The organism is Streptomyces tendae (assembly GCF_014650435.1).
GTDB lineage: Bacteria > Actinomycetota > Actinomycetes > Streptomycetales > Streptomycetaceae > Streptomyces > Streptomyces tendae.
In genome coordinates, this window is record NZ_BMUY01000029.1 from 12,637 (window position 1) to 33,497 (window position 20,861).

A 20,861-nucleotide genomic window follows, 5' to 3' on the forward strand; every position below is an offset into this window, starting at 1 on the left:
CGGCGGCAATTGTCAGACCGGCCCCAGCCCCCGGCGGACCCCGTCAGCCCCCTGCGGGGCCCGCCGGGCCTCTCCCCCCGAGCCCAGGAGTCGCCGTGACCACCCGCTCGCCCGAACCCAGCCGAAGAACCCTCCTCTCCCTGGCCGCGACCGCCGGCACCGCCGCGGCCCTCGCCGGTCTGCCCGCCTTCACCGCCACGGCCGCCCCCCGGCGTCCCACCGGCCCACCCCGGGCCACCGACGCGCGGCACGTGCTGTGGTGGCAGGCCCCGGCCGACGCGCACTCGATGATCGAACAGGGCCTGCCCGTCGGCAACGGCCGTCTCGGCGCCCTCGCGAGCAACGACCCCGGACGCGAACTGCTCCTGGTCACCGACGCCACGATGTGGACCGGCGGACTCAACGACACACTGGAGGCCGACGGCCAGTTCCCCTACGGCCGCGACGACTTCGGCTCGTTCACCCTGCTCGCCCGCCTCACGGTCGACCTCGCCGACCACGACCTGGGCGCCGTCTCCGGCTACCGCCGCACCCTCGACCTCGCCCGTGGCGTCGCCACCGCCTCCTACACCCGCTCCGGGATCACCTACCGGCGGGAGATCTTCGCCAGCCGTCCCGACGACGTGATCGTCCTGCACTTCACCCAGAGTGGGGGAGGGCACTACACCGGCACGGTCACCCTGGAGGGCACCCACGGCGAGGACGCGGCGGTGTCCTTCGGCGGCTCCTTCCCGGGCGGCCTGCGCTACGGGGCGGCCGTCACCGCGTACGGCACCGGCGGCCCGGTGAGCGTGCACGGCACCCGCGTCGACTTCTCCCACTGCGCCGACCTCACCGTCGTGGTCGCCGGCGGCACCAACTACGCCCCCGACGCCGCCGCCGGATACCGCGACCCGTCCCTGGACCCGGTGAGCCTCGCCCGGACCAAGGTCCGCCGGGCCGCCGCCCACCCGGCGGACACACTGCTGCGCACCCACGTCGCCGACCACCGCGCCCTGTACGACCGGTTCGGCCTTGACCTGGGCCAATCCACCGACGAGCAGCGCGTCCTGGACACCTGGGAGCGCGTCAACCTGCGCCACCGAAGCGGCGACCCCGACCCCGAACTGGAGGCCGCCTACCTCGGGTTCGGCCGCTACCTGATGATCTCGGGCTCACGCGGCAGCCTTCCGATGGGGCTTCAGGGGCTGTGGCTCGACGGCAATGACCCCGACTGGATGGGCGACTACCACACCGACATCAACCTCCAGATGAACTACTGGATGGCCGACCGGACCGGCCTGGAACCCTGCTTCGACGCCCTCACCGACTACTGCCTCGCCCAGCTCCCGTCCTGGACGGACCTCACCCGCCGGCTGTTCAACGACCCCCGCAACCGCTACCGCAACTCCACCGGCGAAAACGCCGGCTGGACCGTCGCCATCTCCACCAACCCGCACGGCGGGGGCGGCTGGTGGTGGCATCCGGCCGGCAACGCCTGGCTGTGCAACACCCTCTTCGAGCACTACGAGTACACGCTCTCCCGCTCCCACCTGGAGCGCATCCACCCCCTGCTGAAGGGCGCCTGCGAGTTCTGGCAGGCACGGCTCCTCACCACCACCCTCCCGGGCACGTCGAAGGAGGTGCTCATCGCTGACAGCGACTGGTCCCCCGAGCACGGCCCGCTCGACGCCAAGGGCATCACCTACGCCCAGGAACTGGTGTGGGCGCTCTTCGGGAACTACGCCACCGCCTGTGCCGAACTGGACAAGGACACCGGCCACGGCGAGACCGTCGCCGCCCTGCGCGAGAGGCTCCACCTGCCCGGGGTCAGCCCGACCACCGGCTGGCTCGAGGAGTGGATGTCGCCCGACAACCTCGGCGAGACCACCCACCGCCACCTCTCGCCGCTCGTGGGACTCTTCCCCGGGGACCGCATCCGGCCCGACGGCTCCACCCCGAAGGACGTCGTCGAGGGCGCCACCGCCCTGCTCACCGCCCGCGGCATGGAGAGCTTCGGCTGGGCGAACGCCTGGCGGGCCCTGTGCTGGGCCAGGCTGAAGAACGCCGACAACGCCTACCAGGCGATCGTCAACAACCTGCGCCCCTCCAGCGGCGGCGGCAACGGCACCGCCTTCAACCTCTTCGACATCTACGAGGTGGACAAGGGCCGGGGCATCTTCCAGATCGACGCCAACTTCGGTACGCCCGCCGCGATCAGCGAGATGCTCCTGTACTCACGTCCCGGACACCTCGAACTGCTCCCCGCCCTGCCGGACGCCTGGGCCGCCTCGGGCGCCGTCACGGGCCTGGCCGCGCGCGGCGGATTCGTCGTCGACCTTCGCTGGAAGGACGGAAAGCCGGCCTCGGCCCGGATCCGCAGCGTCGCGGGCCGCACCACGATCGTGGCCTTCGGTGGGGACGCGCGCACGGTGCGCCTGAAGCCGGGCGAGTCCGTCACCCTGAAGGGGTTCACCCGATGAGGGCCCATCCCGCGTCCGCCGCCGGCCGGGCCGCCGTACTGCTGGCGGCCGTGCTGCTCCTGACCGGGCCCGTCCAGGCGGCGCCCGCCCTCGCCGCGTCAGCGTCCGTGCCCGCGTCCGTCTCCTCGCCCGACGCGGCCGTCGGCGGCCGGCACGACGTGGTCACCTGGGCGGCGAGCGCCGACCGCCTCGGGGACGGCGTGGCCGACCGGGGCTACCGGATGGTCGTGCACACCAGCGTCGGCGGGAGCCTGCCGCGGATCCGGCTCTCCAACGCCTTCGGCGACCGGCCGCTGACCCTCGACAGCGTCTACGCCGGAATCCAGGCGAGCGGCGCCGCCCTGCGGCCCGGCAGCAACCGGCGGCTGACCTTCGACGGAGCGGGCACCGTCACCGTGGCGGTCGGCGAGACCGTGCTCAGCGACGCGCTGCCCGGCACCCTGCCCGCCGGGACCCAACTGGTCGTCAGCCTCCACAGCGAGGACGCCGCCGGCCCGGCGACCGGCCACGGGATGGCCATGCAGACGTCCTGGACGACCCGGGGCGACCACACCGCGGACGAGGACGCCTCCCACTGGACGGACACCACCGGCTCCTGGTTCTACCTCGACGCCGTCTCGGTCCGCACCGACGCGTCGACCGGTGCCGTGGCCGTGCTCGGCGACTCCATCACGGACGGCTGGCAGTCCAGTACCGACCTGAACCGCCGCTGGCCCGACCATCTCGCCCGCCGCCTCCAGCAGGCGGCCACGGACGTCAAGGGCGTGGCGAACGAGGGCGTCTCCGGCAACAAGGTGCTCGCCGACGGCGCCGGGCAGAGCGCCCTGGCCCGGCTCGACCGGGACGTCCTGTCCCAGCCGGGCCTGCGGACCGTGTTCCTCTTCGAGGGCGTCAACGACATCAAGGCCCACACCGGAGTCACCGCCTCCGACATGATCGCCGGATACCGCGAGATCGTCCGGCGCGCGCACGCCGCGGGAAAGTGCGTGGTCGGTGCCACGGTGGGGCCGTTCAAGGGCTGGCCGGAGTGGGACCCAGCGGCCGAGTCCGTCCGGCGCGAGGTCAACGACTTCGTAAGGAACAGCGGCGAGTTCGACGCCGTGACCGACTTCGACCACATCCTGCGCAGCCCCTACGACCCCGAGCGCGTCCTGCCGTTCTTCGACAACGGCGACCACCTGCACCCCAACGACAAGGGCATGCGGGCGCTGGCCGACGCGGTGGACCTCACCGCCCTGGACTGCGCTCAGCGGGGCAGACCGCCGAGGTAGTCCAACAGCGCGTCCCGGGTCGGGCCCGGGTCCTCGAAGACGGCAGCGTGACCGCCCGGGACCGTGACCAGGCGTGCGCCGTCGATGCGGTCGGCGAGTTCCACGGAGTGCTCGGGGGCCACGAACCGGTCCTCCGTGGAGGCCACGACCAGCGTGGGCACCGCGATCCGGGACAGGTCCCCGCGCACGTCGACGGAGAGCGTCAGGGCGATCTGCTGGGCGGTCCCGGGAGCGGCGGCGTCCCCGCCGAATCCGGCGACGACCTGCTGGACGGCCTGAGGCGGCAGGGCGGCAAGGTAGGGCTCGGAGAAGGACAGGGCGGTCAGGTACGTGCCCAGGTTCTCGTCGCCGCGGGCGTACAGCGAGGCCCACATCTCCAGGTTGAGCCGCAGTGTGGTGCGGGGCCGGGCGAAACCGACGACGGTGGCCAGACCACGAACGGCTCCCGCATGGCGGGCGGCCACCCGGACGGCGAGGGCCGCGCCGAGGGAAGCTCCGGCCACCACGAACTCCTCGAGACCCGCCTCCCGGGCGGCTTCCACCACCTGGTCGGCGACCGTGTCAAGGTCCAGTGGACCCACGGGCAGCGGGCTGGTCCCCGATCCCGGGAGGTCGGGCGCGACCACGGTGTGGCCGGCTGCCAGCGCGTCGAGCAGCGTCCCCCAGCTCCCCGTCCCCGTGCTGCTGGTGCCGTGCAGGAGCAGCAGACCGGGGCCGCTGCCCCGAGTCTCGTAGGCAAGCATGTCCACAGCCTCTCGTAGGTCCTCTGTCACGGAAACGGAACCGGACGCCGCCGGGGTTCACCGGGTGGCACTTCGCCAGCGACGCATATCCCACACGTGTGTGGGATATGCGACCATGTGTCCAGAGGTGTGTGTTGCAGACTCCCCCATCATCACTGGCTTGACGGGTGACGAACGCGGCTGTCATGATGATGGCGTCACCTATTCAAATGGTGACGATGTAAGGGAGGAAGAATCATGCGTTCCCAGGTCCGGGCACCAAAGCGCTCCCGTAACGGTCGGCCGTCGGCGGACCTCGACGCGAGTCCGACCCGGCCAGCCGTTCCGGCCGCCGATCCCGTGGGAGGGGCCGAGGCCGCGCAGTTGTGGGTGGGGGCCTGGACCGCAATGACGTCGGGCTACGGACCGGGCGCCGCGAGCTTCCTCTGAGCCCGCCCCGGCACACCTGCGGGCAGGGAAGGTTGCCGGGAAACACATGTGAACCATCCGACGGCCCGTCGCGTTGTGGTAGTGAAGGGATTCCCGCCGCCAAGGCGACGGCAGCGGGAATCCCCCTCGCCGGTCCACACTGATCGCGACGGCCGCAACGATCACGATCGGTGAGCCCGGCGGTCCGAGGACTGTCCGCCTTCGGACCGCCCCGAACCCGGCTCCGTACAGCGGAGACCGGGTCCGACGCGGCCCCGCCCCAGGCACCCCCGGCCGGGCGGGGCCGCTCTCTCTCCACCGTGCCAGGTCCTTCGGACTTTCAGCCCGCGCGTCCCCGCAGCCGGTGGGCGTGCGCCTGGTAGGTGCCCAGAACGCGCACCTCGGAGGAGAAGAAGCGCAGCTCCTGCAGGGCGAGGGCGACCCCGGGGTCATCCGGGTGTCCCTCGATCTCCACGTAGAAGCGGCTGGGGTTCAGCCCGGCGCCCATCTGATAGCTCTCGATCTTGGTGAGGTTGACGGCGCTGCTGGCGAAACCGCCCAGTGCCTTGTAGAGCGCGCTGGGGATGTTCCGTACGCAGAAGAACAGGCTGGTCATCATCGGTACGCCCGAGTCCGGCGCGAGCTGCGGGTCCCGGGAGAGGACGACGAAGCGCGTGGTGTTGTCCGGGTCGTCCTCCACCTTGGGGCGCAGCACCTGGAGCCCGTAGAGCTCCGCCGCGGCCGGCGGGGCGAGCGCCGCGTGCCGTGGGTCGCCCAGCTCCGCCACCTCACGAGCGGCGCCCGCGGTGTCGTCGCTGATCAGGGTGCGCCAGTCGCCCTCCCGCAGCACCTTGCGGCACTGCCCCAGGGCGTGCACATGGCTGCGTACGCACTCCACCTGCTGCAGGGACGCGCCGGGGACCCCCACCAGGTCGAACCGGATGGCGAGGAAGTACTCGGCGACGATGAACAGCCCCGACTCCGGCAGCAGATGGTGCACGTCGGCGACGCGTCCGGCTGCGGAGTTGTCCGTCGGGATGACCGCGACGTCGGCGTGGCCGAGCGCGACGGCGTCCAGCGCCTGCTCGAAGCCCGTGCAGGGCAGCTCCCGGCCGTCCGGGAACAGGGCGTGGGCCGCCGTCGCCGAGTTGGATCCTGGTTCGCCCTGATAGGCGACGGTGGTCACCGATGTCAGCCTTCCGTTGTGGAGCTCTGGCCGCGGGGCGGCAGAAGCTCCACCGCGAAGCGCATGCAGTGCAGTATCGGTGAACTCTCCTCGACCAAGCGGACCAGGGGGTCCCGGGCTCCGTCCACCGTGAGGGGCAGGGCGTGTTCGTACGCCGCCGCGATCACGTGGTGGACGAGGCGGGAGGTCCGGCGGACCTGGTCCGCCAGGGCCTCGGCGGCGCGGGGCGCGTCGGCCCGGACCGCGAGTGGTGCGCCGTGCACTCGCGCCGCCAGGCTCAGCCGCTCGTCCCGCAGCAGGCCGGCCAGCTCGGCCGCCGCGTCGGCGGGCGACACGGTGACGGGCGGCCCGCCCTGCGTCCGCGCCGCGGCGGAGAGCGCGCTGCTCGGGGCGAGGCCGGCCAGGGCGTCGGTCAGGCGTCGGGCCGCGCCGAAGGCCAGGCCCGCGACGGCCGTCCAGACGAAGGCCGCGTCGTCCGTCCCCAGCGGTGTGCCCGCCGAGTGCGTGGCGAAGCCCTCCGGCACCCGGAGGCCGTCCAGCCGGCGGGTGGGACCGGCCCCGCCCGTGTCCCGCCCGGTACGCGGCACGCGCGGCTGCCGGAGCAGCACCTGCGACCCGACCACGAAGAGGTCCGCAGTGTCGTCCGCCCCGTGCCTCCCGGCCAGCCGCCGGGTACCGGTGAGCGGCAGGACCAGCCACGGTCCCGCGTCGGCGCCCGGCGGCAGGTGCCACTGCCCCGACAGTGCGAAACCGCCCTGCTCGGGCCAGGCGGCGGGACGCGCACCCGGGCCCTCGGCGGGAACGGCCGTGGCGAGCGGCGCGGCCCAGTTCCAGGTACGGGTGAAGGCCTGCCAGGCCGCCGACGGATCGGAGTACCCGTCGAGTTCGAAGAAGTCGAGCACCCGCGGCAGGCGGGTGTGAGGACCGACCACCCTCAGGTAGTCGCCGTGCGCGGCGGTCGTCGTGTTCTCAGGCAGCTTGCTCACCGGCCTCGTGTCCCGTCGTCGTCACGACGACGTTGTCCAGTTCCTCGCCCCGCGCGTAACGGTTCAGCTGGCGCAGCAGGAAGTCCGTGGTCACCCGGGGGAAGGCGTCGGTGAAGGCGCCCACGTGCGGGGTGACCAGCGCGCCGGGAAGGTGCCAGAGCGGATGTCTGTCGGGCAACGGCTCCGGGTCCGTCACATCGAGTGCGACCCGCAGCCGGCCGGCGCGCACCTCGCGGACGACGGCACGGGTGTCCAGCAGTTCGCCGCGGGCCACGTTCACGAGCAGGGCGCCGTCCTTCAGCAGGGCCAGGGCGTCCGCGCCGAAAAGGCCGCGCGTGAGGTCCGTGAGCGGCGCGCACAGCACCACGGCGTCTGCTGTCGGCAGCAGCCCGCGCAGCTCCGCGGCCCCGTGCACATGGCCCGCCGGGGTGGTGCGCCCGGTGCGGGCCACCGGCACGACCTCGCAGCCGAACGTGCCGAGCCGCGCGGCGACGGCCGAGCCGACGGCGCCGTGGCCGACCACCAGGACACGTTTGCCGTACAGGGTGGACCGGACCTCGGGCCGCCAGCGTGCCTCGGCCTGCCGGGTGATGAACCGGTCGATCCCACGCGACAGGGTCAGCAGCAGGGTGACGGCCAGCTCTGCGGTGGCCTCGCGATGCACTCCCCGGGCCGTCGCCAGCCGGGTGCCGGCCGGCATCGCGCCCAGCAGCGGCACCATGTGGTCGTATCCGGAGCTGAGGAGTTGCAGGACCCGCAGCCGGCCCATGTGCGGCAGCACCCGGCGAAGGACGCGTTCCGCGCCCGGCACCGGAGGGCCGACGAGGAACGTGACCTCGCCCGGGTCACCGGGGGCGGGACCGGCACCGTCCCAGTAGCGGTAGGAGAGCCCGTCCGGCAGGCCGGGGATCTGCTCCCTGCGGTACGGGAGCCACACGGTCGCGCCGTCGTTCATCGTGCATCAGCTTCTTCCGGGTCGTGCGGTGCGGACGAGCGGCGGTCGGTGCACCGCCGTCCTCGCGCGGAAGATCTGGCCGCACTCGCTACCTGAACGTCCGGGCCGCAGGACGGAGTTCATGTGAGGCCCGCCACAGGGTGCCGGTCGTCGCGCCCGGTCAGGCGGCGGTGGCGTTGATGGTGACGGGGATGTTGTCGCGGGTGGCCTTGGAGTACGGGCAGATCTGGTGGGCGGCGTGGGCGAGTTCGGCGGCGGTGGCTTGGTCGACGCCGCCGAGGGTGGGGCTGAGGATGGCGGAGAGGCTGAACTCGCCGTCGTCGCCGTGGGTGAGGGTGACCTCGGCGACGATGGTGGTGCTGGTGAGCCGGATCTTGCGGGTGGTGGCCGCGCGGCGCAGGGCGCCGAGGAAGCAGGCGGCCCAGCCGGCGGCGAGGAGCTGCTCGGGGTTGGTGGCGGTGCCGGCGCCGCCGAGCTCCTTGGGCAGGGAGAGGCTGGTGTCGAGCAGACCGTCCGCGGAGCGGACGTGGCCGCCGTTGCGGCCTTCTCCGTCGACGTTGACGGCGGCGGTGTAGGTGACTGCCATGGCGGTTCTCTCCCGGTGTGGGTGGGGCTGGTGAGGTGGGCGCCCCGGACGCGACGTGTGCGGGGCGGAAACCCTCGGTCCTTCGTCACTTGTTGAGGCGGTGATGTCATCATGACACCCTCGCTCGTCACCCGTCAAGCAGGTGACGAGAGAAATGTGTGAACTTGGGAAACACTTGCAGAGATGCGAACATGTCACACCTACCTGCGCCCACTCCGCAAGGGAGGCCGACTTAAGGTGTGAAGCATGACCAACCGCAAGGGCCTCGTCCTCGACTTCGGTGGCGTACTCACCACCCCCCTGATCGCCTCCGCACTCGCTTTCGAGCAACGTGAGGGACTGCCCGAGGGGACCCTGCTCACCGGCCTCTACCTGCACCCCGAGGGCATCCGGCTGACCCGGGAGCTGGAACGTGGCGCCATCACCCAGTCCCAGTGGAACACGGCGGCCGGCCACAGCCTCGGCATCCCGTCCGAAGACCTCATGGGCCGCATCTTCGCCGACCTGCGCCCCGAGACGTCTGTGATCGCCGCCGCCGCGGCGGCCCGGCGGGCCGGTGTCCGGGTCGGCATCCTCTCCAACTCCGTCGGACTGCACCCGTGGAACCTCTACGGCGGCTACGAGGTGGAGCGGCGCTACGACGCCGTCGTGCTGTCCGGGGAGGTCGGGATGCGCAAACCCGACCCGGAGATCTTCCGGCTCGTGCTCGGAAGGCTCGGCCTGTCCGCGCGGGAGTGTGTGTTCGTCGACGACACCGCGCACCACCTGCCGGCCGCGGCGGCGCTGGGATTCGCCGTCGTCCACGCCGAGGACCCGGCGAAGACGGTCGCCGAGCTGGAGACCCTGCTGGGTGTGCCCCTGTCCCTATAGTTGCGTCGACCATCGATCCGGTGGGCGGACCCGCGGTGTGCGCGGCTCAGGTGTCGCCCCCGCACAGGAAGTACACACATGCGACTGGGTATGGCCCTGCCGACCTTCGGTCCGGACGCCGGGCCGGAAGGCATCATCAAGATCAGCCGAACCGCCGAGGACCTGGGATACGACTCCCTGTGGAGCGGGGACCGCGTACTGGCCCCGGCGACCCCGAGCGTGCCCTACCCGAGCGGCGACGGCGTGATGCCGCGGGTCTACGAGAACCACCTGGACCCCCTGGTGTCCCTGTCGTTCGCCGCGGCGCACACCGGCAGGGTCCGGCTGGGCACCAGCACCCTCAACGGCCTGTGGCAGCCGCCGCTCCTGCTCGCCCGGTCACTGACCACCCTCGACCTGCTGTCCCGGGGACGTCTCGACGTCGGTCTCGGCTTCGGCTGGATGCCCGAGGAGTACACCGGGGCAGGCGTCCCGTGGGAGGGGAGGGGCGCACGGCTGGAGGAGACGCTCGACATCCTGGACGGCTACTGGACGGCCGACGGCCTCTACGCTCACGACGGACCACTGTTCAGCGTCCCCGAGACCAGGGTCGGCCTCAAGCCGCACCAGCGCCCGGGACCTCCGGTCCTGCTGGCCGCGTTCGGCCCCCGGGGGCTGCGCCGGATCGGACGACGGCTCGACGGCTGGCTGCCCGTGGCCATGCCCCTGCCGCGTCTCCTGGAGATGTGGTCCACCATCCTCGGCGCGGCCGAGGAGGCCGGGCGCGACCCCGCCGCCCTGCGGATCGCGCTGCGTGTCAATGCCGAACTGACCGACACCAGGACCGGTGCTGAGGACGTGCCGCGGCGAGGAACGTTGGAGCAGTACGTCGACTACGCGCGGGCCGCGGCCGAGGCAGGTGTGCACGAGCTGTTCGTGGACTTCGGCCAGCACACTGTCACTCTCGACGAGGCTGTGGACCTGGCAGGACGCTTCCTCGCCGGTGTTCGCGAGGGCTGACGGCGGGGCAAAGAGCGCTTGAGGGCTTGGCGCCCCGCGTGCCCACTCGCCGCGCGGGGGACGGCCGTCCACGTCCGTGACGCGGGGTCTGCCTGACCTATTACGGTGTAATAGGTCAGGCCGTTACCGGCTGTTGCCACAGCCGTGCGGTCAGGAGCGGCGCAGCAGCAGGTCGGCAGCGCGCTCGGCGATCGCGCAGACCGTGGCGTTGGTGTTGTTGGACGGGATCGCGGGGATCACCGACGCGTCGGCTATGCGCAGGCCGTCGAGTCCGCGTACGCGAAGGTGTGAGTCGACGACGGACACCTCGTCCTCACCCAGGGCGCAGGTGCCGACGGGGTGGCAGTAGGAGCCGAAGTGCTTCCGGGCATAGTCGCTGATCGACGGCTCGTCGACGGCGTCTAGACCCGGACTGACCTCCTCTATTCCCCAGCCGGCGAGCGCGGAGGACCAGGCGATCCGGCGGGCCGCCGTGATGCCGGCGAAGACCGTGCGAACGTCCTGCTCCGCGGTGAAGTAGGCGGGGTCAATCAGGGGAGCGGCGTGGGGATCGGCCGAGGTGATCCGGAGCGTGCCGCGACTGAGCGGCCGCATCGGCGAGACACCGATGGTGAAGCCGTTCGTCACCGGGGCGACCGGGTTGGGGAGCGGGATGTCGATGAAGATGATCTGGAGGTCCGGCCCGTCCGCCTCGGGGGTGCTGCGCAGCAGGCCCAGGATCTCCCCGTGGTTGTTGCGCGCCGCGGGCACCTGCCGCTGCGCACGGTAGACGAGGTTGGCGCGGGGATGGTCGTGCAGATTCCGCCCCACGCCGGGCAGCGCGTGGACGACTTCCACGTGGGCCCGCTCGAGATCCTTCGCCGGACCGACGCCGGAGCGTAGCAGCAGATGCGCGGAGCCGATGGTGCCCGCGGTCAGGACCACTTCGGCCCCCGTCGCGGTGTGTGTGGCACCGCTGGCGCCGTACTCGACGCCGGTGCACCGCTCGCCCTCGAAGAGCAGCCGGTGCGCGACTGCGTCCGTGACGACATGCAGGTTGGACCGGTTCAGGGCGGGGGCGAGGTAGGCGTCCGCCGCGCTCTGCCGGCGGCCGGCGACGATGTTGAGGTCGACCGGGGCGAAGCCCTCCTCCAGACCCCCGCTTATGTCGAGGGCCCTGCGGTGCCCGGATTCCACCGCGCCGTCGAGGCAGGCGAGCAGAACGTCGTTGGGCGCGGTGGCCGGGCCGACGACCAGCGGGCCCTCCGTGCCGCGGCCGGGGGCGCCGCTGAGGGCGGTCTCGCTGCGCTGGAAGTAGGGCAGCAGATCGTCGAAGGTCCAGCCCTTGGCGCCGTGGTCGCCCCAGCTGTCATAGCCGGAGCGGTGGCCGCGGGCGAACACCATGGCGTTGATGGCCGACGAACCGCCGAGGCCCCGTCCGCGGGGCATGGGGACGGGCCCGCCGGAAGCGCGCTGGACGACGGTCCGGTCGCCCCAGCCTGCGGTCGTCGCCGCCAGCGAAGGCCAGGCCGGCGGCAGTGCCACGGCGTCCGGCAGGCCGGACATCGCGGAGCCCGCCTCCAGGAGCAGCACGCGGACCCGCGGGTCCTCGGACAGCCGGGCCGCGAGGATGCAGCCGGCCGTGCCCCCTCCGACGAGGACCACGTCATAGGCAGAACCCTGAGTGTTCATGACTTCCCGTCCCTGAGCCTGGATCGATGGTTCATGTTTGAGCGTATCACTGGTCCGATCAGTGATACGTAAAAATTGATACCGCTGGATCACGTATGTTTCCGGCAGACGAGAGCCGGGGCGGGACCCGCGCACAATCCGTCCATGACGACGTCCAGGACCCGGCTGCCGACGGGCTCGTGACCGGGCTCGCCGCCGGTGTTCCACACGTACGACATGAGAAGGAGGACCTCGCCGGACGTGATGTCGGCGCGCAACCGGCCCGCCTTCCTGGCCGCGGCCAGCAGTTCGTCCACGGCCGCGCGGGCGCGTGCGGAGTACGGGCCCTGCGACTGGAGGGCGACCCGCATCGCCTGGGACGCGGCGCTGCCGGTCCGGCCGTGGGCGGCTAGCCGCTCAAGCCATAGGCGCAGCGCCGCCGCAGGATCGTGCCGGCCCAGCAGGGCCGCGGTGTCGAGCAGTGCCTCCACCTCGCTCTGGTACACGGCCAGCAGCAGCACCTCGCGGGTGGGGAAGTGCCGGTACACCGTGCCAGAACCGACTTCGGCCAGCTTGGCGAGGGGCTTGAGCGCCAGGTCCGGGTCCTGGGCGAGGGCCTGGCGCGCGACCGCGAGGATGCGCGCGCGGTTCATCTCCGCGTCGCACCGCATCGGGCGGCGAACAGGATGCGTCATCGGTGGACTCCGATCGGATGGATGTGTGTCTCGCTGCCGGACCGGTCACACTCGCGCCCACGGCGTTTGTCAGAGGACGCGGATCGTGCCGGTGCCGTGCGCGTCGCCCGGCCCGTCGGCCGACAGTTGCGTGCACACGCCGTCGGGGCCGGTGGACGTGGCGGTGAGCTTGGGGTCCTTGGCCAGGGCGAGCCGTACGGGGAGTGCGGCGGCCCGGCGCAGCACACCGTCCTCCTCTAAGCCGTCCCATGTGGGAACGTTCGCCTCCACGCAGACGGCGTTCACCAGGACGCCGTCCGGGCGCCCCATGAGGGCGTACTGGAGAGTGAGCGCCTCGACGGCGTTACGGGGCGCCGCGGCCTCGGTCCGTGCAGGTGCCTCGAAGGCGCTGGCGACGTTGACGACGCGCCCGCCGGAACGGCGCAGCAGTGGAAACATCGCGCCGGTCACGGTCATGAGGTGGAGCGCGTCGAGGAGGTTGGTCTCGAACACGGCCCGCAGCTCCCGCTCCGAACCGTCGGCCGCCCCGAGGGACGTGGTGAGCCCCACCATGTTGACCAGGGCGTCCAGGCGTCCACCGCCGCGTTCGATCAGCTCGGCGGCGCGGGTCACCGTCGTGTCGTCGTCGAGGTCGAGGCGTATGTGACGGACGTCCAGCCCCGAGGCGCGCAGTTCGCGCTCCGTGGCCCGGCCGGCCGCGTCGCTGCGGGCACCGGCGAACACCGTCACTCCCGCTTCGGCCAGGAGCCGCGCGACGGCACGTCCGAGCCCGGCGTCGGCCACGGTGACGAGCGCGACACGTGTGTTTGGCGGACCGCCGAGCGGGTGCGATGACATGGCCAACCTTCGGACGAAGGAGGGGGGTGGGAGGAGTGGTCACGGTAGCAGAGCGGGTACCGAGCAGTTCGTCGCAGGTTGTCACGGTCAGATACATGTGAACACCTGAGTGGAGTGCTGACATCCGGCGGAAATTCGTACGGCTGGAAGCGGCCTTTTCTGGTCTACCCCTTGGATTGGCCCTCCAGGGCCGTGTACCGCCCGTCTTCCCACGAGCTCGGGGCGTTTGCAGTGCCGATGCCTTCCGGGTCCGATGCATTCAACGTACGGAGGCCACCGGTGCCGTGGCATCCGTCACCCGACTGGGATCCGTTACTGAAGCACCGGCCGATGACGTACGCACCGTTCCGGTGCTGGTCAGGACGGTGCTCGCAGGGCGTCCACGGGTTCCATCCGCGCGGCCCGCAGCGACGGGTAGAGGCCGGCCAGTAGCCCGACGAGCGCGCCGGTCACCGGGGCGCCCAGTGCGAGTCGCAGGTCGAGGACGGGAGTCCACTGCTTCACACCGGCCACTGAGACGACGACCACCACCCCGAGGGTGGCGCCCACGACCCCGCCCAGGAGCCCGATGGTGGTGGACTCCGCGAGGAACTGGGCGGCCACCTGACGCCGCGAGGCGCCGAGGGCGCGCCGCAGCCCGATCTCGCCGACGCGTTCCATCACCGTGACCAGGGTGACGTTGGCGATGCCGATGGTGCCCACGACCAGCGAGACCAGTCCGAGCACCAGGAACAGGCCGTTAACGTCGCCCTCCACCCCCTTCCTCGCCCTGGACAGGTCCGGCGGGGCGAGAACGGTGAGACGTTCCTCGTGGCCTGGCGCCAGCGCGATCGGTGCCTGCCGTGCGACCTGGGCCGCCGCCCCGAGAGAGGTGTTGACCAGTACCCGAGTCACTTGCTTGAGGCCCATCCGGTCCGCCGCGGTGGTCGGCGGCAGGATCACCGACGCGGACAGCCGCTGCTCGCGCCTGAAACCGCCGAGGATACCGACCACGGTGAAGGACTGGCCGTTGAAGAAGACGGCGGGGGCGTCCCGTACGTCGGCGATGCCGAGCAGCCGGGCCGCCTGGTAGCCCAGGACGGCCACCCGTTCGTGCCGCCCGATGTCGCCGGTGTCGAAGAAGCGGCCCGTGGTCACGGTGCCGCGGACCGCGGTGGGCAGTGCCGGGTCCGCCGCGACGACGGCCAGGGTCTGGCCGTTCACCGTGCCGGGTGCGACCACGTCGTTGGCCTTGACCTGGACGTTGGAGGTGTTCTGGGAGTCGGAGAGCGCGGCGGCGGACTCGACCCCCGCGAGGCGTCGCACCGCCTCCACGTCCGTCCACCGCACCAGTGGGGGGTCGAGCGAGCCCGGCGGCGGGGTGGGGGCCACCACGGACACCGAGGTGGCGGTGAGCGCGTCGAAGCGGCCGACGATCTGGTTGGCCGCCGTCGAGGCGACACCGATCGTGATGACCAGGGTGCCGATGCCCAGCACCGTGCCGAGGGTGGTGAGCACGGAGCGCACCGGGCGGGCGAGTACGCCCGCCAGCGACTCCGACCACAGGTCCCGCGGATCCGTCCACGGACGGTCCCCCCGGCCCCGCCGGCCGCCGTGCCGCGGGGCGCGCGGCCTCTGCCCGCCGGCCGGGCGGGACGGGGAGGTACCGTGGGTGCGGACCGTCATGCGCACTCCTGACTGAGCCGGCCGTCGTGGATGCGTACCCGCCGGCTCGCACACGCGCTCACGGCGTCGTCGTGCGTGATCACGAGCAGCGTCATGCCCTGGGACCGCAACCGGTCGAAGAGTGCGAGCACCGACTCGGTGTTCTCGCTGTCGAGGTTCCCGGTGGGTTCGTCGCACAGCAGCAGGGCGGGATCGCCCATCAGGGCGCGAGCGATGGCCACCCGCTGCCGTTCGCCGCCGGACAGCCGTCCGGGCAGGAACCCGAAGCGGTGGCCGAGACCCACCCGGGCCAGGGCCTGGCGGGCCCGCTCGGCCCGGGTCGCGCGCTCGCGCCCCGGGCGGGGGGCCCGGTAGACCTCGGCGAGCATCACGTTCTCGTCCACGGTCCGGTAGGGCAGCAGATGGAAGGACTGGAACACGAAGCCGATACGGCTGCCGCGCAGCGCCGTGCGCTCCAAGTCTCCGAGAGTGTTGGTGAGCACCCCGTCGAGCCAGTAGCTGCCCGAGGTCGGCCGGTCGAGCAGGCCGAGGGTGTTGAGCAGCGTGGACTTGCCCGACCCGGAGGGGCCGATGATCGACAGGTGCTCCCCGCGTCGGACCGTCAGGTCGACGTCCCGCAGGGCGTGCACCGGCGGATCGGAGGCGAAGACCCGATTGAGGGAGCTGAGCCGGATCACGGTGTCCGGATCCGGCGCCGGGCCGGGGCCCGCCGGGGGCGGTGTCGGCTGCTTCCTCCTCACTGCCCGACCACCACCTGATCGCCCTCGCGCAGCGCGTCGCCCCGTGCGCTCACCTCGACCTGTCCGGCGGCGGAGAGCCCCGCCTCGACCGGCACGTCGACGACCTTGCCGTCGCGCGTCACCCGCACCCGTGCCTCGCCGTCCGACGCGGTGTGCACAGCCGCGACGGGCACTACCAGGACAGAGCCCTTGGAGGAACTCACACCGATGGTGACCGTGACCGCGCTGCCCGCCTGGTTCTTCAGCGCTCCGGGGTGCGGGACCGAGACGATGACGGGCACCGGCGCGGAGGGGGCACCGGAACCGGTGCCGCCCTCCTCGTCCGCGCCGATGCCACCGTCCGCGCCGTTGGCCTTCCTTCCGTCGCCGGGCTTCGCGGCGGCACCTCCGACCTTCGTCACGACGCCCGTCACCTGCTTGCCGTCCGCCGTGTCGATCCGCACCGGCATGCCCTCACGCACCTGCTCGCTGTCCGACGCCGCTACGACGGCCCGTACCTCGACGTCCGAGCTGGTCACCGTGGCGACCGGACCGTCCGGGGTGTCCCCGAGGTGCACCTTGGCCTTGTCGACACGGGCCGGAAGGTCCGGCAGGAACACGACCTCGCCCGCCGGCAGCTTCGTGCCGTACCCCGAGGTGAACGCGCTGAGCGCCTTGTTTGCCTGGTCCAGCCGATCCTGGGCGGACTTCAGCTCCAGGGCGTGCGCGGCACCCGAGGCGGGCGGCTCCGGCGCGGCCTCCTCGTCCTTGCCTCCGGTGCCGCCGTCCTTGTCCCCGAGGCTCTTGTCCCCGGTGCCGCTCCCGCTCCCGCCCCCGGCGTCCGGGCCCGGGCCGCCGGACGCACCGCCGTCGCCGCTCTGCGCTTGGAGGAGCGCGAGCTGGGCGTCCGTCACGGCCTGTTGCAGATCGCCGAGCTGCTTCTCGTCGTCGGCGCCGGGAGCCTGGGGCTCGAAGCCCTTGCTCCGGTACCACTGGGTCACCGCCGCCGCGGTGCCCTGGCCGTAGTGTCCGCCGACGCCGCCCGGATCATGCCCGAGCCGGCGCAGCGCGCTCTGCAACTGTCGGACGTCGTCCCCCGAGATGCCGGGACCGAGCGTGCGGTACATCGGGACCGTCCCACGCAGCACGAACACCGGGCGACCGCTGACCTGCATCAGAACGCTGCCCTCGGTCAGCTTCGCGCCCGCCTTCGGGAGGTTGGTGACCAACTGGGCGACGGCCTGGCCCCCGGATCCGCCGGAGGCACCGACGGGACCGGAGAGCGCGACGGTCCGCGCCGCGCCGAACTCCACACTGCCCTGCGTCACCACGGACGCGGTCAGATGCCGACGCTGCACGGCGACGGTGACCGGTCCGGCATCCGGCGGCCGGTGTCCGGCGGCCGCGTCGGCGGGCGACTGCATGCGGCTGCCGGCGAACCAGCCGCCACCGCCGACGAGGACGACGACGCCGACGATCAGGGCGACCTGCCGACTGCGGCGTTCGGGGTCGTGCAGAAAACGCCGGATCATCCGGTGACGCTCTCGAACGGGTGCTTGGCGTGCTTGGGGAAGTAGGCGGCCCGGAACTTCTTGCCGCACTCCAGGTCCTTCTTGGCGAGGCCGATCTCGTGCGTCAGCCTGGCGAGCGCCTCGTCCTCGTCGAGGCTCAGGATGCCGTCCACCGGGGTCGTGTCGCCGACCTGGAACTTCACCATGTCGCCGATGGAGGTCGGCTGGGTGGTGGTGACGGGGATGCCCGCCTTGGTCAGGCAGCCGGCGAACTCCTGCGCCAGGGAGACGAGCTGCGGATCACCGTTGAGCGCCTGCTGGGCGGCGAGGGCGCGCTGACTCTCCTCGGCGGTCTCCCGTTCGACCTCCGCCTGGGACTTCTCGGGACCGTACGCCTTCTCCCGGGCATCCCTCAGACATCCCGGCCCCAATTCGTGCTTGCCGTTTCTGAGCTTCTCGCCCCGAGCCTTCTCGTATGCCGCCTTCTGGGCCGGTGTGAGACTGTCGAGGTAGGCGGAGTCCGGGTTGTCCTCGTGCACTTTGTTGCTCGCGGCGCTGCCGAACACGTTCGGGTCGTCCCGGTAGACGGCCCCCGCATAGAGACCGAACCCGTATTTCTCCCGGTACTTCTTCGCCGCGTCGTAGTCCTCGCCGTCGACCGGACTGAGTGCGTCGTCGTACGTGACCACGTGCGGCGTGTAGGTGAAGCCCTTGGCGCGCATGCACGCCGCCATGGCGTTCTCCTGCACGTACTGCTTCTTGGTCTCCTCGTCGACGTCGGACGGGATGGTCAGTTCGCCGCCCGCGGAGGCCGTCGGGGACGGCTTGCCGCCGCCGGAGGCCGCGGGTGCGGCCACGTCGCCGCCGCCCTGCGAGCACCCGGAGAGCGCCAGCAGTCCGGCCGCCGTCATCGCCGGCCACAGGCCGGCGATCCTGAGGTTGAGAGCCATGTCGGTCCCCCATGTCGGTCGAAGTGTGTCCGGCCGGGGCGATCCACCCAGCCGACGCGACCAACCCGGCGGGACCGCCGACGGGTTGCCCGGCGGCACACATATGTGTCCCGCGTCACGCTTCGAGGCGCGGCGGTCAGGAACTCCGCCGTCCCAGGCAACCGAAGGCAGGCGCCGACCGGTGCTAGTACATGTGAGAACTGCGCCAGGGACACAGGCATGACGGCCGGGACGGACCGCGAGGGGGACTTCGAGGCGTTCGTGGCGGCGCGCGGGCCGAGGCTGCTCCGGGTCGCCTGGCTGCTGACCGGAGACACCCACCTCGCGGAGGACCTCCTGCAGACGGTGCTGGCCAAGGTCTGGCCCAAGTGGCGGCGGATCTGCGAGCAGAACCCGGAGGCCTACATCCGCAAGGCGCTGGTCAACACCCACGCCTCGTGGTGGCAGCGGCGCTGGCGGGGCGAGATACCGCACGACCGGCTGCCCGAGGAGGCCACGTCCGCCGACCCGTTTGCCGCCGTCGACCTGGAGCGGTCGCTGGCCCTGGTTGTGCGCGGACTCCCGCCGCGGCAGCGGGCCGTGGTGGTCCTGAGGTACTTCGAGGGACTGAGCGTGGAGGAGACGGCCCACACGCTGGGCTGCCGACCGGGCACCGTCAAGAGCCAGGCGTCCAAGGCACTGAACTCACTCCGCTCGACACTGATGACGGCGGAACCCGGCACCAAGGAGGGGAGCGACGGCTATGCGTGGCACGTCTGAGGAACCGTCGTGCGAGACGGCGCGCGCGGTGCGCCGTCTCCTGGAAGAGACGGTGCCCTCGCCCGCGGCGCCGGCCGACCGGATGGAGCGCATCGCGATGCGGGTGCGCCGACGCCGACGGCGGTGCACGGCGGCCGGTGCGGTGGTCTCGGTGGCCGCCGTCGCGGTCGCGGTCACCGTGGGACCGGGGCAGCTGCACGGGAGCACACCTGCGGAGCCCGCGGCGCCTCCATCCGGCACTGCCGTCGCGCAACTGCTGGACCCGTCCCGGCCGGTATGGGCCCAGGTGCCCCAGGGATGGCACAGCCTGACCGTCAAGGACGCGGACGGCGGCTTCGTCGGGTTCCTGGCCTCGCAGCCGCTGCACCCACCGGTGCCCGAGGGCTGCTACCGGATTCCGGCCGCGGCTCTGCACGGCTGCCTGCCCCTGGACGGACTCGAGGCGGGGTCCGCGTTCCTCGTCTTCCGCTACGGCGCCGGACGGCACGACGGGCGCGGGGCGAAACCGCTCGGACAGTCCGTGGTCCCGCCGCTGAAGACCTGCGCGGGAACGCAGGCCGACCGGGAGAGCATCGGCTGGGAGACGGTCCACCCCGCCGGTGGAGGGACCTTCGATGTGCAGGTGTCCGTGTGCCTTAAGGAGCCCTCGGAGGCGACGGCCGCGCTCGCCGAGAAGGTCCTGGATGACATGTTCCCGCACACCGGGCAATGACCGCGGCTCGCGGGGGTGAACACGGCTCGCCCGCTTGACACGTGTGAGTTACTTAGCATGTGTGACCTGGCCGTGAACCGGTCCGAGCCAGACAGAGAAAGGTTCTGCCGATGTCCGCCACCGAGACGTCGTCCGGCGAAGGCACCCGTCTGATCGACGAGGTCCTCGCCGGTCACGGCGTGATGGCCAGGGGAGCCGAGGCCGTCGCCGCCTCCTTCACCAGGCTGGCGGCCGGTGCGGCCGTCGAGATGAGAACCTTGGTCCTCGCCGCGCGGTGGCTGATCGAGGTCGGGCACTACCATGTGCGCCAGGAGACGTCTCTGTGGCCCCTGCTGCGGGAGAGTCCGCACCGTGCCGTGGCCCGTCTCGACCTGCTGAGCGAGGAGCACGAGACGCTGGTCGAGGAACTCGACGCCCTGACGAGGGCCGTCGGTGAGATCGCCAAGGAGCGCGAGGCCGGCGGGTCGTTGAGCTGGGGCCTGGCGATGAAGCAGGGCACCCGGGCGTCCCACCGGATCCTGGGCCTCCTCGGCGGCCATCTCGCGGCCGAGGAGGCGGTGCTGAAGACGCTGTTCCCGGCCGTTCCGGAAACAGACACCGCCCGGTTGCGCAAGGCGGTTGCCGCCGGGGTGCCCCTGAGCGAGCCGCACCTGGTTCTCGGCTTCCTGGAGCACCCCGAGCCCTTGCCCGGCCGGGACCGGATCTTCGTCCGATTCCCGCCGTGGGTGCGCTGGGCCAGGGCGCCGCTGACGAGGAGCTTCCGCCGGACCCTGAGGGCGCTCGACGTGCACGGCTGAGACGGGGGGGTGCCTCTATGTCTTTCGTCAAGCGAGGCGTGGGGTTCTGGGTTCGTAGAAGGTGCCGTCGCGGAGCATCGCGAACAGCACGTTGATCCGC

Annotated in this window: 19 protein-coding genes; 7 read left to right on the forward strand and 12 right to left on the reverse strand. The window is 72.0% G+C overall.

Features of this window, described 5'->3' with window-relative positions:
* Positions 1 to 95 precede the first annotated feature (95 nt).
* The gene (locus IE258_RS39255; RefSeq protein WP_229892728.1) at positions 96 to 2,462 is read left to right on the forward strand and encodes a glycosyl hydrolase family 95 catalytic domain-containing protein; all 2,367 of its coding nucleotides are present in this window, start codon (positions 96 to 98) and stop codon (positions 2,460 to 2,462) included.
* The gene (locus IE258_RS39260; protein ID WP_189750581.1) at positions 2,459 to 3,733 is read left to right on the forward strand and encodes an SGNH/GDSL hydrolase family protein; all 1,275 of its coding nucleotides are present in this window, start codon (positions 2,459 to 2,461) and stop codon (positions 3,731 to 3,733) included. Before IE258_RS39255 ends, IE258_RS39260 begins: the two co-directional genes overlap by 4 nt.
* Here IE258_RS39260 and IE258_RS39265 read toward each other — a convergent pair.
* The 5 genes from IE258_RS39265 to IE258_RS39285 all read right to left on the reverse strand — a co-directional run bounded on the left by IE258_RS39265 (position 3,709) and on the right by IE258_RS39285 (position 8,597).
* Positions 3,709 to 4,476, reverse strand: a complete 768-nt coding sequence (locus tag IE258_RS39265) for an alpha/beta fold hydrolase (protein ID WP_189750582.1) — start codon at positions 4,474 to 4,476, stop codon at positions 3,709 to 3,711. The genes IE258_RS39260 and IE258_RS39265 overlap by 25 nt on opposite strands.
* Before the next feature lie 748 nt (positions 4,477 to 5,224).
* Positions 5,225 to 6,070 carry a prephenate dehydratase gene (locus tag IE258_RS39270; RefSeq protein ID WP_189750583.1) on the reverse strand — a complete coding sequence of 282 codons (846 nt, stop codon included), beginning with the start codon at positions 6,068 to 6,070 and terminating at the stop codon, positions 5,225 to 5,227.
* A 5-nt stretch (positions 6,071 to 6,075) separates the two neighbouring features.
* Complete coding sequence (locus IE258_RS39275; RefSeq protein ID WP_229892729.1) at positions 6,076 to 7,056, reverse strand: hypothetical protein; 981 nt, start codon at positions 7,054 to 7,056, stop codon at positions 6,076 to 6,078.
* Positions 7,040 to 8,011 carry an NAD(P)-dependent oxidoreductase gene (locus IE258_RS39280; protein ID WP_189750584.1) on the reverse strand — a complete coding sequence of 324 codons (972 nt, stop codon included), beginning with the start codon at positions 8,009 to 8,011 and terminating at the stop codon, positions 7,040 to 7,042. The genes IE258_RS39275 and IE258_RS39280 overlap by 17 nt, the downstream gene beginning before the upstream one ends.
* A gap of 160 nt (positions 8,012 to 8,171) precedes the next feature.
* Positions 8,172 to 8,597, reverse strand: coding sequence for an Ohr family peroxiredoxin (locus IE258_RS39285; RefSeq protein WP_189750585.1), 426 nt, complete (start codon positions 8,595 to 8,597; stop codon positions 8,172 to 8,174).
* Between the two features lie 246 nt (positions 8,598 to 8,843).
* Here IE258_RS39285 and IE258_RS39290 point away from each other — a divergent pair, with 246 nt between their 5' ends.
* On the forward strand, positions 8,844 to 9,467 hold the full coding sequence (locus tag IE258_RS39290) for an HAD-IA family hydrolase (protein WP_189750586.1): 624 nt from the start codon (positions 8,844 to 8,846) through the stop codon (positions 9,465 to 9,467).
* 78 nt (positions 9,468 to 9,545) lie between these two features.
* Positions 9,546 to 10,466, forward strand: a complete 921-nt coding sequence (locus IE258_RS39295) for a TIGR03619 family F420-dependent LLM class oxidoreductase (RefSeq protein WP_189750587.1) — start codon at positions 9,546 to 9,548, stop codon at positions 10,464 to 10,466.
* A 150-nt stretch (positions 10,467 to 10,616) separates the two neighbouring features.
* Here IE258_RS39295 and IE258_RS39300 read toward each other — a convergent pair whose 3' ends face one another.
* The 7 genes from IE258_RS39300 to IE258_RS39330 form a co-directional block, all read right to left on the reverse strand.
* The gene (locus tag IE258_RS39300; protein WP_189750588.1) at positions 10,617 to 12,137 is read right to left on the reverse strand and encodes a GMC family oxidoreductase; all 1,521 of its coding nucleotides are present in this window, start codon (positions 12,135 to 12,137) and stop codon (positions 10,617 to 10,619) included.
* A gap of 89 nt (positions 12,138 to 12,226) precedes the next feature.
* Entirely contained in the window at positions 12,227 to 12,811 is a 585-nt protein-coding gene (locus tag IE258_RS39305) for a TetR/AcrR family transcriptional regulator (protein WP_189750589.1), read from the reverse strand.
* Between the two features lie 69 nt (positions 12,812 to 12,880).
* A complete protein-coding gene (locus IE258_RS39310; protein ID WP_189750590.1) occupies positions 12,881 to 13,648 on the reverse strand; it encodes an SDR family NAD(P)-dependent oxidoreductase in 768 nt (255 codons plus the stop codon).
* Between the two features lie 357 nt (positions 13,649 to 14,005).
* Entirely contained in the window at positions 14,006 to 15,313 is a 1,308-nt protein-coding gene (locus tag IE258_RS39315; RefSeq protein WP_189750591.1) for an ABC transporter permease, read from the reverse strand.
* Positions 15,310 to 16,053: an ABC transporter ATP-binding protein gene (locus IE258_RS39320; RefSeq protein ID WP_189750592.1), complete on the reverse strand. Its 744-nt coding sequence runs from the start codon at positions 16,051 to 16,053 to the stop codon at positions 15,310 to 15,312. Before IE258_RS39320 ends, IE258_RS39315 begins: the two co-directional genes overlap by 4 nt.
* On the reverse strand, positions 16,050 to 17,564 hold the full coding sequence (locus IE258_RS39325) for a peptidoglycan-binding protein (protein WP_189750593.1): 1,515 nt from the start codon (positions 17,562 to 17,564) through the stop codon (positions 16,050 to 16,052). Before IE258_RS39325 ends, IE258_RS39320 begins: the two co-directional genes overlap by 4 nt.
* Positions 17,561 to 18,493 (reverse strand): hypothetical protein, encoded by a 933-nt coding sequence (locus IE258_RS39330; RefSeq protein WP_189750594.1) that lies wholly within the window; start codon positions 18,491 to 18,493, stop codon positions 17,561 to 17,563. The genes IE258_RS39325 and IE258_RS39330 overlap by 4 nt, the downstream gene beginning before the upstream one ends.
* A gap of 219 nt (positions 18,494 to 18,712) precedes the next feature.
* Between IE258_RS39330 and IE258_RS39335 the strand changes: the two genes are divergently transcribed.
* The 3 genes from IE258_RS39335 (at position 18,713) to IE258_RS39345 (ending at position 20,761) form a co-directional block, all read left to right on the forward strand.
* Positions 18,713 to 19,252: a SigE family RNA polymerase sigma factor gene (locus IE258_RS39335; RefSeq protein WP_189750595.1), complete on the forward strand. Its 540-nt coding sequence runs from the start codon at positions 18,713 to 18,715 to the stop codon at positions 19,250 to 19,252.
* Positions 19,236 to 19,964, forward strand: a complete 729-nt coding sequence (locus IE258_RS39340) for a hypothetical protein (protein WP_189750596.1) — start codon at positions 19,236 to 19,238, stop codon at positions 19,962 to 19,964. The genes IE258_RS39335 and IE258_RS39340 overlap by 17 nt, the downstream gene beginning before the upstream one ends.
* A gap of 110 nt (positions 19,965 to 20,074) precedes the next feature.
* Positions 20,075 to 20,761, forward strand: a complete 687-nt coding sequence (locus IE258_RS39345; protein WP_189750597.1) for a hemerythrin domain-containing protein — start codon at positions 20,075 to 20,077, stop codon at positions 20,759 to 20,761.
* Positions 20,762 to 20,861 lie beyond the last annotated feature (100 nt).